This window comes from Caballeronia glathei, assembly GCF_000698595.1.
In the GTDB taxonomy this organism is placed as follows: Bacteria; Pseudomonadota; Gammaproteobacteria; order Burkholderiales; family Burkholderiaceae; genus Caballeronia; species Caballeronia glathei.
On the sequence record NZ_JFHC01000047.1, the window covers coordinates 19,692 to 36,058 of the forward strand.

A 16,367-nucleotide genomic window follows, 5' to 3' on the forward strand; every position below is an offset into this window, starting at 1 on the left:
AAAATTCACCTTACAGTTTTTCGCTGACTCGTTGCAAACACAATAGAAATCTCAATTCGGAGACCGATTTTTAAGGCTTCGCCGCTTGCTTTTTGACGCACCTAAACTATTGAATCCGCGACAACAATCGCTTACAATCCCCCGGATTTATCAGCTTGGCGACCCCGAAAGCGCAGCGTAAGCGCCCCGGGTGTGATGGACGGATACAACCGCGACTTCTGGCAGAAAGTGTGATGACGGTGCGAGAGCAGAATCGAGCGCCGAAAGGCGAGCAGGACGGGCGCCATTCGCATCCCGATGCCAAGGAAGCAATCCCGACCGGACATCGGCCACACGGCTCGTTTGACGATTCGTGGGACGCAGAAGCGCAAGATAACAATATCGTTCCGCTCACTCGGGCCCAGGCGGAAACACTGTTTGGCCCTGAAGTGAGTCGTCCATCGCGTGTCACGCCGTACAGGGTTGTGGCGGCGCAAATGGTTTTGTCCCTGGGTGCGACGCTGGTCTGGTGGCTGTTCTACAGTCCACCGCGTGATGCTGCGCTGTCGGCCTTTCTGGGGGGAGCGATCTGCTGGGTGCCGAGCGCATTGTTCGCGGCACGTCTGAAAGCGAAGAGTGGCGCTGAGACCATCATGAGCTGGATGATCGGCGAGGCGCTCAAGATGGGAGCGACGATTGGCATGTTCGTCGCGATCGCGTACTGGTACAAGGATGCACTGTGGGTGCCGCTGCTCGTCACCTACCTGATTGCGCTGAAGACGTACTGGATAGCGATGGTCTGGCGCTGATGCGACCCAGGCCGGCAAAAGGTAACGAGCAAGTAACAAACAGGTAATAAGCGCGGTAACAGAGCAGATATATACGTGCGGATTTTCATGTCCTGCACGCGGGCCTGCGCCCTGCAAGCTGCAACGCGAACGCGGCAGCTCAGGGAATCGGCAGGCAACGGAAAGATTTTTGACAATTTGGGTGGCTTTAACGATATGGCAGCTAGCGAAGGAACGCGCGCTCTGGATCCGTCCGAGTACATTGCGCACCACTTGCAGAATCTCTCCACTCAACATCAGACGTCGATTTTCGACATCCACGTCTGGAATCTGGACACGTTGTTCTGGTCGATCGTCTGCGGCCTGGCCACGATCCTGATTCTCGGTCTCGCCGCCCGTCGCGCGACGTCCGGCGTTCCGGGCCGTTTCCAGAGCGCGATCGAGATGCTGGTCGAGATGGTCGAAGACCAGTCGAAGTCGATGATCCACGGCAACCGCCGCTTCATCGCTCCGCTCGCGCTGACCGTGTTCGTGTGGGTCGCCCTGATGAACTCGCTCGACTTCATCCCCGTCGATCTGCCGCCGCGCATCATCGAATGGCTGGGCCTGTCGCAGGTGCTCCCCCATCACCGCATCGTGCCGACCGCCGACCTCAACGGCACGCTTGGCATCGCGCTCGGCGTCTTCGCGCTGATGATCTACTACAACTTCAAGATCAAGGGCGCAGGCGGCTTCGTGCACGAATTGCTGTCCGCTCCGTTCGGCTCGCATCCGCTCCTGTGGATCCCGAACCTCGCACTGAACATCATCGAGTTCGTCGCCAAGACGGTTTCGCTCGGCATGCGGCTGTTCGGCAACATGTATGCAGGCGAACTGTTGTTCCTGCTGATCGCGCTGCTCGGCAGCATGTGGCACTTCGGCGCGGACGCCTCTGTGCTCGGCTTTATCGGCCATGTGGTCGCAGGCACGGTCTGGGCGATCTTCCACATTCTGATCGTTCTGCTGCAAGCGTTCATTTTCATGATGCTGACGCTGGTGTACATCGGCCAGGCCCATGACAGCCACTAATGCGCTTTAAGTAGTCCCAGAATCGTTTCAGGTTTCACGTTTTCGTCTTTTATAAATCCAGTTCCAAAGTCTTTAATCAAAGGAGTGATCATGCAAGCTTTCATCGCCAACATCCAGGGTCTGACCGCCATCGGTATCGGCATCATCATCGGCCTGGGTGCAATCGGCGCCTGTATCGGTATCGGCCTGATGGGCGGCAAGTACATCGAGGCGTGCGCCCGCCAGCCGGAACTGATGAACCCGCTGCAAACCAAGATGTTCCTCTTGGCTGGTCTGATCGACGCGGCGTTCCTGATTGGCGTTGGTGTGGCAATGCTGTTTGCGTTCGCGAACCCCCTGCTCGCGAAGCTCGCAGGCTGAGGTTCCTCGGAAGTGTGCGTCTAGCCGCAGCGTGACGACGCAGGACGGAACGGGTGATGGCGCTTAATCGATGCAACCGGTCGATGAGCGCCTTACCGTTTCACTCTCCCGAAAAAGCAACGTTTAAGGAAACACCGTGAATCTCAACGCAACCCTGTTTGCGCAAATGGTCGTGTTTCTGATCCTCGCGTGGTTCACGATGAAGTTCGTGTGGCCGCCGTTGATCAACGCCCTCGACGAGCGCTCGAAGAAGATCGCTGACGGCCTCGCCGCCGCTGAAAAGGGTAAATCGGAACTCGAAGCCGCGCACAAGCGCGTCGACCAGGAACTCGCGCAGGCCCGCAACGATGGTCAGCAGCGTATCGCCGACGCTGAAAAGCGTGCAGCCACCGTCGCGGACGAAATCAAGGCCAATGCCCAAGCCGAAGCGGCGCGCATCATCGCTCAAGCCAAGGCAGATGCGGATCAGCAAGTCGTGAAGGCACGCGAAGCACTGCGCGCGGAAGTCGCGGCGCTGGCCGTGAAGGGCGCCGAGCAAATTCTGAAGCGCGAAGTCGACCAGAAGGCTCACGCCGACCTGCTGAATCAACTCAAAACCGAGCTCTGATCATGGCCGAACTTGCAACCATCGCCCGTCCTTACGCAGAAGCGCTGTTCCGCGTGGCCGAAGCTGGTGACATCGCCGCCTGGTCCACTTTCGTCGAGGAGCTGGCACAGGTTGCGCGTCTGCCCGAACTGCTGTCGGTCGCCACGAGCCCGAAGGTCGGCCGCGAGCAGATCAGCGATCTGCTGCTGTCCGTGGTGAAGTCGCCGCTCGCGAAGGACAACGCTCAAGCGAAGAACTTCGTGCACATGCTGGTCGACAACCATCGCCTGCCGCTGATGCCCGAAATCGCCACGCAGTTCGACGAGCTGAAGAACGCCCGCGAAGGCGCGGCCGACGCGCTGATCGTGAGCGCGTTTCCGCTCGAAGGCGAACAGTTGAACGACCTCGTCGCCAGTCTCGAACGCAAGTTCAAACGCAAGCTGAAACCTGCCGTCGAAATCGACCCGTCGCTGATCGGCGGCGTACGCGTGACGGTCGGTGACGAAGTGCTCGATACCTCGGTCCGCGCGCGCCTCGCCAGCATGCAGACGGCTCTGACCGCCTGACGCGCCAAAGCTGGCACGCAACAGAATTGACTATCAGGAGCGAATAATGCAACTCAATCCCTCTGAGATCAGCGAGCTGATCAAGAGCCGGATCCAGGGCCTTGAAGCGAGCGCAGACGTTCGCAACCAGGGCACCGTGATCTCCGTGACCGACGGTATCGTACGTATCCACGGCCTGTCGGACGTGATGCAGGGCGAAATGCTCGAATTCCCGGGCAACACCTTCGGCCTCGCACTGAACCTCGAGCGCGACTCGGTCGGCGCCGTGATTCTGGGTGAATACGAACACATTTCGGAAGGCGACATCGTCAAGACGACGGGCCGCATTCTCGAAGTGCCGGTGGGTCCCGAACTGCTCGGCCGCGTGGTCGACGCGCTCGGCAACCCGATCGACGGCAAGGGCCCGATCAACGCGAAGATGACCGACGCGGTCGAAAAGATCGCGCCGGGCGTGATCTGGCGCAAGTCGGTGTCGGAGCCGGTCCAGACCGGCCTGAAGTCCATCGACTCGATGGTGCCGATCGGCCGCGGCCAGCGCGAGCTGATCATCGGCGACCGCCAGTGCGGCAAGACGGCAGTCGCGATCGACGCAATCATCAACCAGAAGGGCAAGAACCTCTTCTGTATCTACGTCGCGATCGGCCAGAAGGCTTCGTCGATCATGAACGTGGTGCGCAAGCTCGAAGAAACCGGCGCGATGGAATACACCATCGTCGTCGCGGCTTCGGCTTCGGAATCGGCGGCGATGCAATACCTCGCGCCGTACGCCGGCTGCTCGATGGGCGAATACTTCCGCGACCGCGGACAGGACGCGCTGATCGTCTATGACGACTTGACCAAGCAAGCGTGGGCGTATCGCCAGATTTCGCTGCTGCTGCGCCGTCCGCCGGGCCGTGAAGCGTACCCGGGCGACGTGTTCTATCTGCACTCGCGTCTGCTGGAGCGCGCGGCTCGCGTGTCGGAAGACTACGTCGAGAAGTTCACCAACGGCGAAGTGAAGGGCAAGAGCGGTTCGCTCACCGCCCTGCCGGTCATCGAAACGCAAGCCGGCGACGTGACCGCGTTCGTTCCGACGAACGTGATCTCGATTACCGACGGCCAGATCTTCCTTGAAACCGACCTGTTCAACGCCGGTATCCGCCCCGCAATCAACGCGGGCGTGTCGGTGTCGCGAGTCGGCGGTGCAGCGCAGACCAAGGTTGTGAAGAAGCTCTCGGGCGGTATCCGTACCGACCTCGCGCAGTATCGTGAACTGGCTGCGTTCGCGCAGTTCGCCTCCGACCTCGACGAAGCCACCCGCAAGCAGCTCGAGCGCGGCCGCCGCGTGACGGAACTGCTCAAGCAGCCGCAGTATCAGCCGCTGCAGGTGTGGGAGCTGGCGGTGGCGCTGTTCGCGGCGAACAACGGCTATCTCGACGACCTCGACGTCAGCCAGGTGCTGCCGTTCGAAAAGGGTCTGCGCGAATACCTGAAGACGAAGCACGCCGACATGGTCAAGCGGATCGAAGACAACAAAGACTTGTCGAAGGACGACGACGGCGCATTGCATGCCGCGCTGAAGGACTTCAAGAAGTCGGGCGCTTACTGATCTCAGCATTGATCGGGACTTTGGAGCGGCGCGGGCCGCTTCGGGCCAAGCAACAACGCAGGCATGAAGCACCCCGCGCCACTTCGATAGCTTTGCATGGGCTCCGGGTAAGCGCTAAAGCGCTCACTCGGACCGACAAAGGAGTAAGCAATGGCTGGAATGAAGGAAATTCGCGGCAAGATCAAGAGCGTGCAGAACACGCGCAAGATCACGAAGGCGATGGAGATGGTGGCCGCATCGAAGATGCGCCGCGCGCAGGAACGCATGCGCGCTGCTCGTCCGTACGCCGACAAGGTTCGCGACATCGCAGCTCACATGAGCTCGGCGAACCCGGAGTATCGCCACCCGTTCATGGTCAAGAACGAAGGCGCGAAGGTGGCCGGCATCATCCTCGTCACGACCGACAAGGGTCTGTGCGGCGGCATGAACACGAACATCCTGCGTGCGTCGGTTCAGAAGTTCAAGGAACTCGAGCAGAGCGGCGTGTCCATCGAAGCTTCGGCGATCGGCAGCAAGGGCCTCGGCTTTCTCAACCGCCTGCGCGCCAAGGTCGTGTCGGAAGTCACGCATCTCGGCGACACGCCGCATCTGGAAAAGCTGATCGGCGCGGTGAAGGTGCAGCTCGACCTGTACTCCGAAGGCAAGATCAACGCGGTGTACCTGGGGTACACGCGCTTTGTCAACACGATGAAGCAGGAAGCGGTGATCGAGCAGCTGCTGCCGCTGTCGGCTGAGGATTTCGCGCGTCGCGAGGGCGAGGAAGGTGCTTCCGTCACGCCGAAGACGTCGTGGGATTACATCTACGAACCGGATGCGCAGACGGTCGTCGACGAACTGCTCGTGCGTTACGTCGAAGCGCTCGTCTATCAGGCGGTCGCGGAGAACATGGCATCGGAGCAATCGGCCCGGATGGTCGCGATGAAGGCCGCGTCGGACAATGCGAAGACCGTGATCGGCGAATTGCAGCTCGTCTACAACAAGAGCCGGCAGGCCGCGATCACGAAGGAACTTTCGGAAATCGTCGGCGGCGCCGCTGCGGTCTGATGATCGCGTGAGCTGAATCAAACAGTATCTAAAGGAAATGCGATGAGTACCACTGCTTTGGTAGAAGGCAAGATCGTACAGTGCATCGGCGCGGTGATCGACGTGGAATTCCCGCGCTCGGCAATGCCGGGCATCTACGACGCACTCGTTTTGGAAGGCTCGGAACTGACGCTCGAAGTCCAGCAGCAGCTGGGCGACGGCGTGGTCCGCACGATTTGTCTGGGCGCGTCGGACGGACTGCGCCGCGGCACGATCGTGAAGAACACGGGCAAGCCGATCAGCGTGCCGGTCGGCAAGCCGACGCTCGGCCGCATCATGGACGTGCTCGGCCGTCCGATCGACGAAGCCGGCCCGATCAATTCGGACGTGACCCGCGGCATTCACCAGAAGGCGCCGAAGTTCGACGAGCTGTCGCCGTCGACGGAACTGCTCGAAACGGGCATCAAGGTTATCGACCTGATCTGTCCGTTTGCGAAGGGCGGCAAGGTTGGCCTCTTCGGCGGCGCCGGTGTGGGCAAGACCGTGAACATGATGGAGCTGATCAACAACATCGCGAAGGAGCACGGCGGTTACTCCGTGTTCGCGGGTGTTGGCGAGCGTACCCGCGAAGGGAACGACTTCTATCATGAAATGAAGGACTCGAACGTTCTCGACAAGGTGGCGCTCGTGTACGGCCAGATGAACGAGCCGCCGGGCAACCGTCTGCGCGTGGCGCTGACCGGCCTGACGATGGCCGAGCACTTCCGCGACGAAGGTCTCGACGTGCTGTTCTTCGTCGACAACATCTACCGTTTCACGCTGGCAGGCACGGAAGTGTCGGCACTGCTCGGCCGTATGCCGTCGGCAGTGGGCTATCAGCCGACGCTGGCTGAAGAAATGGGCAAGCTGCAGGAACGCATCACGTCGACTAAGACTGGTTCGATCACGTCGGTTCAGGCCGTGTACGTCCCAGCAGACGACTTGACCGACCCGTCGCCGGCTACGACCTTCGGCCACCTGGACGCAACCGTCGTGCTGTCGCGTGACATCGCGTCGCTGGGTATCTACCCGGCCGTGGACCCGCTCGATTCGACCTCGCGTCAGATCGACCCGCACGTGATCGGCGAAGAGCACTACACGATCACGCGCGGCGTGCAGCAAACGCTGCAGCGCTACAAGGAACTGCGCGACATCATCGCGATTCTGGGCATGGACGAGCTTTCGCCGGAAGACAAGTTGTCGGTGGCGCGCGCTCGCAAGATCCAGCGTTTCCTGTCGCAGCCGTTCCACGTCGCTGAAGTGTTCACGGGTTCGCCGGGCAAGTACGTGCCGCTGAAGGAAACCATCCGCGGCTTCAAGATGATCGTCGAAGGCGAGTGCGATCATCTGCCGGAGCAGGCGTTCTACATGGTCGGCACGATCGACGAGGCCTTCGAAAAGGCCAAGAAGATCCAGTAAAGGTCGGGTGTATCGAAGCGGACGCTGGCTCGATGAGCCGGCGTCCAGGCACTACGCTCGACCGCGTGGTGTTCCAGCGATAACCAGACCCAGGAGTCGATATGGCAACCATCAAAGTAGACGTCGTCAGCGCGGAAGAGCAGATCTTCTCGGGCCAGGCGAAGTTCGTCGCGCTGCCGGGCGAGGCGGGTGAACTCGGCATTCTGCCGGGCCACACGCCGCTCATCACGCGCATTCGCCCGGGCGCGGTGCGCATCGAGGCGGAAGACGGCTCCGAAGAGTTCGTGTTCGTCGCGGGCGGAATTCTCGAAATCCAGCCGGGCGTCGTGACCGTGCTCGCCGACACCGCGATCCGCGGCGCGGACCTCGACGAAGCGAAAGCCGAGCAGGCGAAAAAGCGTGCCGAAGAAGCGCTGCAAAACACGGGTTCGAATCTCGAATACGCGACCGCGCAAGCGGAACTCGCGTACGCGACGGCTCAACTCGCGGCGATTCAGCGTCTGCGCAAGCTGCGCGCTCAGCACTGAGCACCGGCGTCGTTGCAGGACGAAAAAAGCAGCCTTCGGGCTGCTTTTTTCATTTCTGCGCGGAGCAGGTGCGCCGCGGGGCGCGCGCAATTCTGCATATCGGTTGTGCGGCATTCCGCGAAACGAGCGTAACGCGCTGATTTCACGCGCTTCGCGCCGCCCGTGCGTCGTGCCGTTGCGGGTAACACTGAATGCCCCCGGTTAATCTGACCGTGCAAAATGGCCTTCCAAATTGCCTTCATTCCGGGCAACGATTTACCTGGCGGAGACCATCGATGGCACTTCAACCGACGCATGCCGACGCGCAAATCGAACCGCGCGACGGCCTTTCCTACGTCCGCGGCTCGACCGACATTCCCCTGAGCGACGCGACCGTGTCACGTTTTCTCCTCGATACCGTCGCGAAGTACCCCGATCGCCCCGCAGTCACCTTCCGCGAGCAGAACGTGCGCTGGACCTGGCGCCAGTTCGCCGATGAAGTCGATGTGCTCGCAAGCGGCCTGCTTGCGCTCGGCGTCGAGACCGGCGACCGCGTCGGCATCTGGTCGCCGAATCGTGCGGAGTGGCTGCTGACGCAGTTCGCCACTGCCCGCATCGGCGCGATTCTCGTGAACATCAATCCGGCCTACCGGCTCGCCGAGCTCGAATACGCGCTGAACAAGGTCGGCTGCAAGGCGCTGATCGCGGCGGAGCAATTCAAGACGTCGAAGTATCTGGAGATGCTGCAGTCGCTCGCGCCCGAGCTGGCCGACGCCGCGCCCAACGCGCTGCGCGCCGCGAAGCTGCCCGACCTGCGCGCCGTGATTCGCATGGGCGACGCGAAGACGCCCGGCATGCTCAATTTCGGCGATGTCATGGCGCGAGGCCGCGAGACACTCGACACGGCCACGCTGGAGGCGCTGGAAGCGAAGCTCGGCGCCCGCGACCCCATCAACATCCAATTCACCAGCGGCACGACGGGCAACCCGAAGGGCGCAACGCTCACGCATCACAACGTCGTCAACAATGCGCGTTACATCGCCATGGCGATGCGGCTTTCGGAGAACGACTCCCTGTGCATTCCCGTGCCGCTCTATCACTGCTTCGGCATGGTGCTGGCGGTGCTCGCATGCGTATCGACAGGCTGCACGATGGTGTTCCCCGGCGAGGCGTTCGACCCCGCCGCGACACTCGCGGCCGTCGCCGAAGAGCGCTGCACCGCGCTGCACGGCGTGCCGACGATGTTCATCGCCGAACTCGATCATCCCGACTTCGCGAAGTACGACCTCAGCCGGCTGCGCACGGGCATCATGGCCGGCTCGCCGTGTCCGATCGAGACCATGAAGCGCGTCGTCTCGAAGATGAACCTGCGCGAAATCACGATCGCGTACGGCATGACGGAGACGAGCCCGGTCTCGTTCCAGAGTTCCACGACCGATCCGCTCGACAAGCGCACCACGACGGTCGGCCGCATCCAGCCGCATCTGGAGGTCAAGATCATCGATCCTGTCGGTAACGTGGTGCCGGTTGGGGAGACGGGCGAGCTGTGCACGCGCGGCTACTCGGTGATGAAAGGCTACTGGGACGACGACGAAAAGACGCGCGAGGCGATCGTCGACGAGTGGATGCACACCGGCGACCTCGCGACGATCGACGCTGAAGGGTATTGCAACATCGTCGGCCGTCTGAAGGACATGCTGATTCGCGGCGGCGAGAACGTCTATCCGCGTGAAATCGAGGAATTCCTGTTCCGGCATCCGAAAATCCAGTCGGTGCAGGTGTTCGGCGTGCCCGACCAGAAGTACGGCGAGGAGGTGTGCGCGTGGGTCGTCCTGCGTCCGGGCGAACAGGCGACGGCGGAAGAAATCCGCGAGTTCTGCCAGGGGCAGATCGCCCACTACAAGATTCCGCGCTATATCCGTTTCGTCGATGAACTGCCGATGACGGTCACCGGCAAGGCCCAGAAATTCGTGATGCGCGCGAGAATGATCGAGGAATTGAAGGTATCGGAGGCGAGAACGGCGTAAATAAAAGGAGAACGCACCGCGTTCTCCGCCGATTCATCTAAACGAAACAATTGCGCGTTTTGCTTCGCAAAATGCGCAAACGTTTGTTTGGGCGAAAAAAAAGCGGGCCTGGAGCCCGCTAAAAACCACACGCTACGGGGTTAGCGCGAGGAGACCAAAGGTGGGAACAATCTCGATCCGTTGCCGGATCGGAGAACGACCCCAACAAAGATGTCCCTGTGAAGGGCTTCGGCACAAGGCCGACCGTCAAGTGTGTAGTATCCGCTCACACGCCACACCCGAACACATCCGTGTTGAAACCGTTTGAACAGATTGTGGGCGAATTGACCGGCAGTCACCGTAACAAAGTGTTTCAGGTTGTAACCCGCGCCGGATAAGGCTGACGGTCAATTATTGAGCTGGTTTTGTGAGCTTTCCGAATAAAAATTGTCAGGGTGCGCCGCTTTTCAGGACCACTGGTCCGGATCGGCGCCAATTGCTGTTTTTAAGCTTAGTGCATCAAATCCGTTTTTTCGAGAAAATCGAACGAGCGGGCGCAATGAAATCGTCCCGCATTTCACGCTGAAAGGTGAACTCTCTCATCGAACGCGACCTTTGGAGTCACGCATGACCATCGACGCAGCCCTTCTCGGCTACTACCGCGCGGCGGCGGAGGCATTCCCGCCATTGCCCGCCAATGCCGACGCCCGAACCGTGCGGCAACGCTTTCAGGACGTGGCGCGCGCGTTTTCGCTGCCGCGCGGGGCGGACGTACTCGTGAGCGAACTGGCGCTGCCGCTCGCGGGCCGGGAACTGGCTGCGCGCGTCTACCGGCCGGCGGCGGCGACGGGCGCGCTGCCGCTGCTCGTGTATTTTCATGGCGGCGGCTGGGTCGTCGGCGATCTCGATACGCATGACACGCTCGTCGAGCGCCTCGCGGTCGACGCGAATTGCGCGGTAGTGAGCGTCGATTACCGGCTTGCGCCGGAGCACCCGTTTCCGGCGCCGTGCGACGACGCGCTGGATTCGCTCCTGTGGCTCGCGGAACACCGCTCGCGGCTGGGTTTCGCGACCGACCGGCTCGCCGTCGGCGGCGACAGCGCGGGCGCGCACCTCGCCACGGTGGCGGCGCGCGGCGCGAACGAGCGCGTCGCGGGGATCGTGAGCCTGCAATTGCTGCTGTATCCGGTCATGCGCCGCCAGTTCGAGAGCGCGAGTTGCGTGGCGAACGCCAACGGCCCGGGCCTGACCAACGACGAAATGAAGTGGTACTGGGAGCAGTTCCTGGGCGGCCGCGAGCCCGACCGGCACGACGTCCGCGTATTTCCGCTCGCGGAGCCGTACGAGCGCGCGCCCGCGCCGGCGCTGATCGTCGCGGCGGCCCACGATCCGCTCTACGACGATGCCTTCGAACTCGCGCGCTTCCTCTCGGCCAACGGCGGCCGTGCCGAGATGATCGACGCAGGCGACATGACGCACGGCTTCGGGCGCATCCAGGCGCACGCTCCCGCGGCGGCGGCGTGGATGAAGACCATCGGCGAGCGGACCGGCGAGATGTTGCGCGCGGCGCGCTAAGACGAGCGCCACGCTGCGTGCCCTAGTGCGTTATTTCAGCCACTTGTCGACGACCGCCTGAAATTCGCCCGTCGAGCGCGCGAGGTGCAGCCACTGATCGACGTATTGCTGGAACGGCACGTCGCCGCGCGGCAGGAGGTACGCCTTTTCGCCGAACTGGAACGGCTTGTCGGGGTGCACCGAGCACAGGCCCGGATGGAGCTTTTGCTGAAGCAGCGTCTCGGAGGCGTCGGTCACCATGACATCGGCGTGGCCGTCGAGGATCTGCTCGAAGATCGTCACGTTGTCCGGATACTCGATCAGTTGCGAATGACGGAAGTACTGTTTCGCGAAGCGCTCGTTCGTGCCGCCCGGATTCACGATCGTGCGCACGCCCGGCTGGTCGATTTCCGCAACGGTCTGGTATTTGCCGACGTCGTCGCAACGCACGATCGCCGTCTTGCCGTCGACCATGTACGGCTGCGTGAAGAATGCGCGCTTCTGGCGGTCGAGCGTGGTCGAGACGCCGCCGACCGCGATGTCGCATTTCGATACGAAATCGTTCATCAGGTTCGACCACGTCGTCTTCACGAACTCCGGCTTCGCGCCGAGCGACCGGGCGAGGGCGTCGGCAAGATCGACGTCGATGCCTTCGAACTGACCGTCCGGCCTGAGAAACGTGTACGGCTTGTAGTCGCCCGTCGTGCAGATGCGCAGCGTGTGGCGCGCGAGGATGTCGTCGAGCCGCGAGGACGCCGCAGCGGGAACCGTCGCCGCCGGAGCACTGCCGACGCTGCCTGCCTGCACCGTCTGCGCCTGAACCCCGCCGCTCGCAAGGAACACCGTCAGCGCCGCGAAAATTGCCATCATGGATTTCATCGCATCTCCTTTTGATTTTTGTCTGATGTTATGTGTGTCGATGATAGCGAGTGGCGTGCCCGCTGAACATCTCCCGGCGTTCGCGAATCCCGCCGCCCACGATCCGCGCGTGCACGGACCCGGCGCCGGCGCGTGAAAAAGCGGATGACGCTCCGGTAGAATGATCATTTGCCTTCGCATCCGAGCGCCGTGGCCCATACCCTCCTCAACGACACCTTCCTGCGCGCGCTTCTGCGCCAGCCGACCGACTACACGCCGATCTGGCTGATGCGCCAGGCGGGTCGTTACCTGCCCGAGTACAACGCCACGCGCACGCGGGCGGGCAGTTTTCTCGGCCTCGCGAAAAATCCCGATTACGCGACGGAAGTCACGCTTCAGCCGCTCGAACGCTTTCCGCTCGACGCCGCCATCCTGTTCTCGGACATCCTGACCGTCCCGGACGCGATGGGCCTTGGCCTCAACTTCGTCCAGGGCGAAGGGCCGCGTTTCGAGCGCACGGTGCGCACCGAAGCGGACGTGGCGCGCCTCGCCGTGCCGGACATCGACTCGGCGCTGCGCTATGTCACCGACGCCGTCAGCCAGATCCGGCGTGCCCTCACCGACGCCGAAGGGCGCCAGAAAGTGCCGCTCATCGGCTTTTCGGGCAGCCCCTGGACGCTCGCCTGCTACATGGTGGAGGGGGGCGGCTCGGACGACCATCGCACGGTCAAGTCGATGGCTTACGCGCGGCCCGACCTGATGCACCGCATTCTCGATATCAACGCGCGCTCGGTCATCGCGTACCTGAACGCGCAGATCGACGCCGGCGCGCAGGCCGTGATGATCTTCGACACATGGGGCGGCGCGCTCGCCGACGGCGCCTATCAACGCTTCTCGCTCGATTACATCGCGAAGGTGGTCGCGGGCCTGAAGCGCGAACACGACGGCGAGCGGGTGCCGGTCATCACGTTCACGAAAGGCGGGGGACTGTGGCTCGAGCAGATCGCGTCGACGGGCGTGGATGCCGTCGGCCTCGACTGGACCGTCAATCTGGGCGCGGCGCGCGAGAAGGTGGGCCAGCGCGTGGCATTGCAGGGCAATATCGATCCCAGTGTGCTGTTCGCGCCGCCCGCGGTGATCCGCACCGAAGCCCGCGCGGTCCTCGACAGCTACGGCAACTTTCCTGGCCACGTGTTCAATCTCGGTCACGGCATCTCGCAGTTCACGCTGCCGGAGCACGTCGCGGAACTGGTCGACGAAGTGCATCGCCATAGCCGGACGATTCGCGCGAAGGGCAGATCGCCGGCTGCCTGATCGCTGCGGTGCAACATGTGGACGTGCGGCCGGGTGCCGCGCCGGGCCTCGTGACTCTCGCGTGAAAGCCCGCCGTTCGGCTCTCCCGGAGATGTCAAGGCTTGACTTATACACAATTTTTACGTTGCGGCGCGCCATCAGACGTATGGCCCGAAGCGGCTCATAAAGGCCATCTATGCGTAAAGCAAATGATTGATTCCAAAGAGAAAAATCCGCCTTTGTCCGCTATGTGGGCAATCGCACACAACCGCCTGGAACGCGAGTTTCTGCAACTGTCAACTTAAGTTCTCAACAAAGTTATCCACAGGGCTGTGGAAAGCGTCGAAATCTCAAAAATAATCCTTAACTTAGCGCCGATTGTGATGTTTCACTTTAAGTGCGCCGCGCAAAGCCTTGCGCTGTCTTCGGGGTCCCGCCGCGCGGCCGTGCGGGGGCGGTGCAGCGGATGAGCGCCGTGTTCGTCCGCGTGGCGCTCGATAATCCTCTGCCGACGCTCTTCGACTACCGCTACGATCTGGCACCCGAACCGGTGCCCGGGCTGCTCGTGCGCGTGCCGTTCGGGCGCCGCGATGCAGTGGGCCTGATCTGCGAAGTGACGGCGCAAACCGATGTTCCCGCCGACAAGCTGCGCGCCGTCGAAGCGATCTGCGATGCGTGCCCGCCGCTTTCCGGTCAATGGCGCGCGCTGGCCGACTTCGCCGCCGAGTACTACCAGCGCGGGCTGGGCGAAGTCGCGCTGCCTGCGTTGCCGCAGGCGCTGCGCGACGCGTCGCGCTGGGCGCGGCTCTTCGCGCCCGAGGAGCGTTATCGGCTGCTGCCGGCGGGGCGCGCGGTCCTGCCCGACGCGTTGCCCGCCCGCGCGAGCGCGCTGCGGCGTCTCGCCGACGCGCTCGCGGCCCAGCCGACGCTCGCCGCCGCCGATGCCCGCGCGCTGCACGCGAAGGCGAGCGCGACGCTCGACGAATGGGCGGCGAAAGGCTGGGTCGCGCTGGAGACGGGGCCGATGGAAAGCGCGGCGCCACCGGCTTCCGCGCTGAAGATCGATGCGCTCCTCCCGACGTTGACGGGCGAGCAGCAGGAAGCCGTCGATGCGATCACCGCCGCGTGCGGCTTCGCGCCTTTCCTCCTGCATGGCGTGACGGGCAGCGGCAAGACCGAGGTCTATCTGCACGCGCTCGCCGACCTGCTCGCCGCCCGGCCCGACGCGCAGGCGCTCGTCCTCGTCCCGGAAATCAACCTGACGCCGCAATTCGAGGCGGCTTTCCGCACGCGTTTCGCGGCGCTGCCGGAGGGAGCGATCGTCACGATGCACAGCGGCCTTGCCGAAGGGGAGCGCGCGCGCAACTGGCTCGCGGCGCACACCGGCGCCGCGCGGCTCGTGCTCGGCACGCGGCTCGCGATACTGGCGTCGCTGCCGAAGCTCGCGCTGATCGTCGTCGACGAGGAACATGATCCTGCCTACAAGCAGCAGGAAGGGTTGCGCTATTCCGCGCGCGATCTCGCGATCTACCGCGCGAAGCAGCTCGACATTCCGGTCGTGCTCGGCTCGGCGACGCCGTCGCTCGAAAGCTGGTGGCAGGCCGAGCAGGGCCGCTACCGGCGTCTCACGCTTACGCGCCGTGCCGTCGCCGACGCCGCTCTGCCGGCCGTGCGGCTGATCGATCTGGAGGATGAGCGGCGGCGCGGGCGGGCGTCGATCGATGGATTGTCGGGACCGCTGGTCGCCGCGCTGAAGGGGCGGCTCGAACGCGCCGAGCAGAGTCTCGTGTTCCTGAACCGACGCGGCTACGCGCCGATCCTGTCCTGCGACGCCTGCGGCTGGGTCGCCGGCTGTCCGCGCTGCAGCGCCTACGTCGTGCTGCACAAGCCCGAGCGCGCGCTGCGCTGCCACCATTGCGGCTGGGAATCGCGGATTCCGAAGTCGTGCCCGGATTGCGGCAACGTCGATATCGCGCCGATGGGCCGCGGCACGCAGCGCGTCGAGGAAGCGCTCGCGGGCGCGGTGCCGGGCGCGCGGGTCTTGCGCATCGACGCCGACAGCACGCGGCGCAAGGGCAGCGCGGAGGCGCTGTTCTCCGACGTCCACGCGGGCGAGGTCGACATTCTGGTCGGCACGCAGATGATCGCGAAGGGCCATGACTTCCAGCGCGTGACGCTCGTCGGCGTGCTCAACGCCGATACGGCGCTCTTTTCACACGATTTTCGCGCCAGCGAACGGCTTTTCGCGCAACTGATGCAGGTGAGCGGCCGCGCAGGACGCGCCGGTCTGCCGGGCGAGGTGCTGATTCAGACGCGCTATCCGCGGCACGCGCTGTATCACGCGCTCGCGCGGCACGATTACGTCGGCTTTGCCAGTTCGACGCTCGCCGAGCGGCGCGACGCGCACCTGCCGCCGTTCGTCTATCAGGCGTTGCTGCGGGCGGAAGGCCGCACGCTGGAGGCGGCGCTCGCGTTTCTCGCCGAAGCGGCGGCCGCGTTCGCGCCGTTGCCCGGCGCCGGGCGCGTGACCGTCTACGACGCCGTGCCGCTCACCATCGTGAAGGTGTTCAACGTGCATCGCGCGCAACTGCTGCTGGAGTGCGCGTCGCGCGCGGCGCTGCAGAGCGCGCTGCGGGCATGGCAACCCGCGCTGCGAAACCTGAGAGGCGTGCTGCGCTGGAGCGTCGAAGTCGATCCGCTCGATATCTGAAGCGAAAATGAAGCGAACAGCGTG

Annotated in this window: 14 protein-coding genes; 13 read left to right on the top strand and 1 reads right to left on the bottom strand. The window is 63.3% G+C overall.

The genetic code is table 11. The features are described 5' to 3' along the window. The first annotated feature begins 233 nt into the window (after positions 1-233). From BG61_RS25370 to BG61_RS25420, 11 genes are all read left to right on the top strand, one after another. Positions 234-788 (top strand): ATP synthase subunit I, encoded by a 555-nt coding sequence (locus BG61_RS25370; RefSeq protein WP_035937254.1) that lies wholly within the window; start codon positions 234-236, stop codon positions 786-788. Between the two features lie 195 nt (positions 789-983). Continuing rightward, complete coding sequence (atpB, locus tag BG61_RS25375) at positions 984-1,835, top strand: F0F1 ATP synthase subunit A (protein ID WP_035937251.1); 852 nt, start codon at positions 984-986, stop codon at positions 1,833-1,835. A 90-nt stretch (positions 1,836-1,925) separates the two neighbouring features. Next, the gene (atpE, locus tag BG61_RS25380) at positions 1,926-2,195 is read left to right on the top strand and encodes a F0F1 ATP synthase subunit C (RefSeq protein ID WP_006050844.1); all 270 of its coding nucleotides are present in this window, start codon (positions 1,926-1,928) and stop codon (positions 2,193-2,195) included. Positions 2,196-2,331: 136 nt separating this feature from the next. Beyond that, positions 2,332-2,802 carry a F0F1 ATP synthase subunit B gene (locus tag BG61_RS25385; protein ID WP_035937245.1) on the top strand — a complete coding sequence of 157 codons (471 nt, stop codon included), beginning with the start codon at positions 2,332-2,334 and terminating at the stop codon, positions 2,800-2,802. Positions 2,803-2,804: 2 nt separating this feature from the next. Continuing rightward, positions 2,805-3,347 (top strand): F0F1 ATP synthase subunit delta, encoded by a 543-nt coding sequence (locus tag BG61_RS25390; protein WP_035937243.1) that lies wholly within the window; start codon positions 2,805-2,807, stop codon positions 3,345-3,347. Between the two features lie 46 nt (positions 3,348-3,393). Beyond that, positions 3,394-4,935 (top strand): F0F1 ATP synthase subunit alpha, encoded by a 1,542-nt coding sequence (gene atpA, locus BG61_RS25395; RefSeq protein ID WP_035937240.1) that lies wholly within the window; start codon positions 3,394-3,396, stop codon positions 4,933-4,935. 150 nt (positions 4,936-5,085) lie between these two features. Beyond that, positions 5,086-5,979 carry a F0F1 ATP synthase subunit gamma gene (gene atpG, locus BG61_RS25400; protein ID WP_035937237.1) on the top strand — a complete coding sequence of 298 codons (894 nt, stop codon included), beginning with the start codon at positions 5,086-5,088 and terminating at the stop codon, positions 5,977-5,979. A 42-nt stretch (positions 5,980-6,021) separates the two neighbouring features. Further along, positions 6,022-7,416 carry a F0F1 ATP synthase subunit beta gene (gene atpD, locus BG61_RS25405; protein ID WP_035937234.1) on the top strand — a complete coding sequence of 465 codons (1,395 nt, stop codon included), beginning with the start codon at positions 6,022-6,024 and terminating at the stop codon, positions 7,414-7,416. Between the two features lie 101 nt (positions 7,417-7,517). Next, complete coding sequence (locus tag BG61_RS25410) at positions 7,518-7,943, top strand: F0F1 ATP synthase subunit epsilon (protein WP_035937233.1); 426 nt, start codon at positions 7,518-7,520, stop codon at positions 7,941-7,943. A gap of 275 nt (positions 7,944-8,218) precedes the next feature. After that, positions 8,219-9,949, top strand: a complete 1,731-nt coding sequence (locus BG61_RS25415; protein ID WP_035937231.1) for an AMP-binding protein — start codon at positions 8,219-8,221, stop codon at positions 9,947-9,949. 606 nt (positions 9,950-10,555) lie between these two features. Then, positions 10,556-11,503, top strand: coding sequence for an alpha/beta hydrolase (locus tag BG61_RS25420; protein ID WP_035937229.1), 948 nt, complete (start codon positions 10,556-10,558; stop codon positions 11,501-11,503). 30 nt (positions 11,504-11,533) lie between these two features. Here the strand turns inward: BG61_RS25420 and BG61_RS25425 are convergent, their stop codons facing one another. Further along, positions 11,534-12,361 carry a transporter substrate-binding domain-containing protein gene (locus BG61_RS25425; protein ID WP_035937227.1) on the bottom strand — a complete coding sequence of 276 codons (828 nt, stop codon included), beginning with the start codon at positions 12,359-12,361 and terminating at the stop codon, positions 11,534-11,536. Positions 12,362-12,550: 189 nt separating this feature from the next. Between BG61_RS25425 and hemE the strand changes: the two genes are divergently transcribed. Further along, positions 12,551-13,654 carry a uroporphyrinogen decarboxylase gene (hemE, locus tag BG61_RS25430; RefSeq protein WP_035937226.1) on the top strand — a complete coding sequence of 368 codons (1,104 nt, stop codon included), beginning with the start codon at positions 12,551-12,553 and terminating at the stop codon, positions 13,652-13,654. 445 nt (positions 13,655-14,099) lie between these two features. Then, positions 14,100-16,343 carry a primosomal protein N' gene (locus tag BG61_RS25435; protein ID WP_035937290.1) on the top strand — a complete coding sequence of 748 codons (2,244 nt, stop codon included), beginning with the start codon at positions 14,100-14,102 and terminating at the stop codon, positions 16,341-16,343. Positions 16,344-16,367 lie beyond the last annotated feature (24 nt).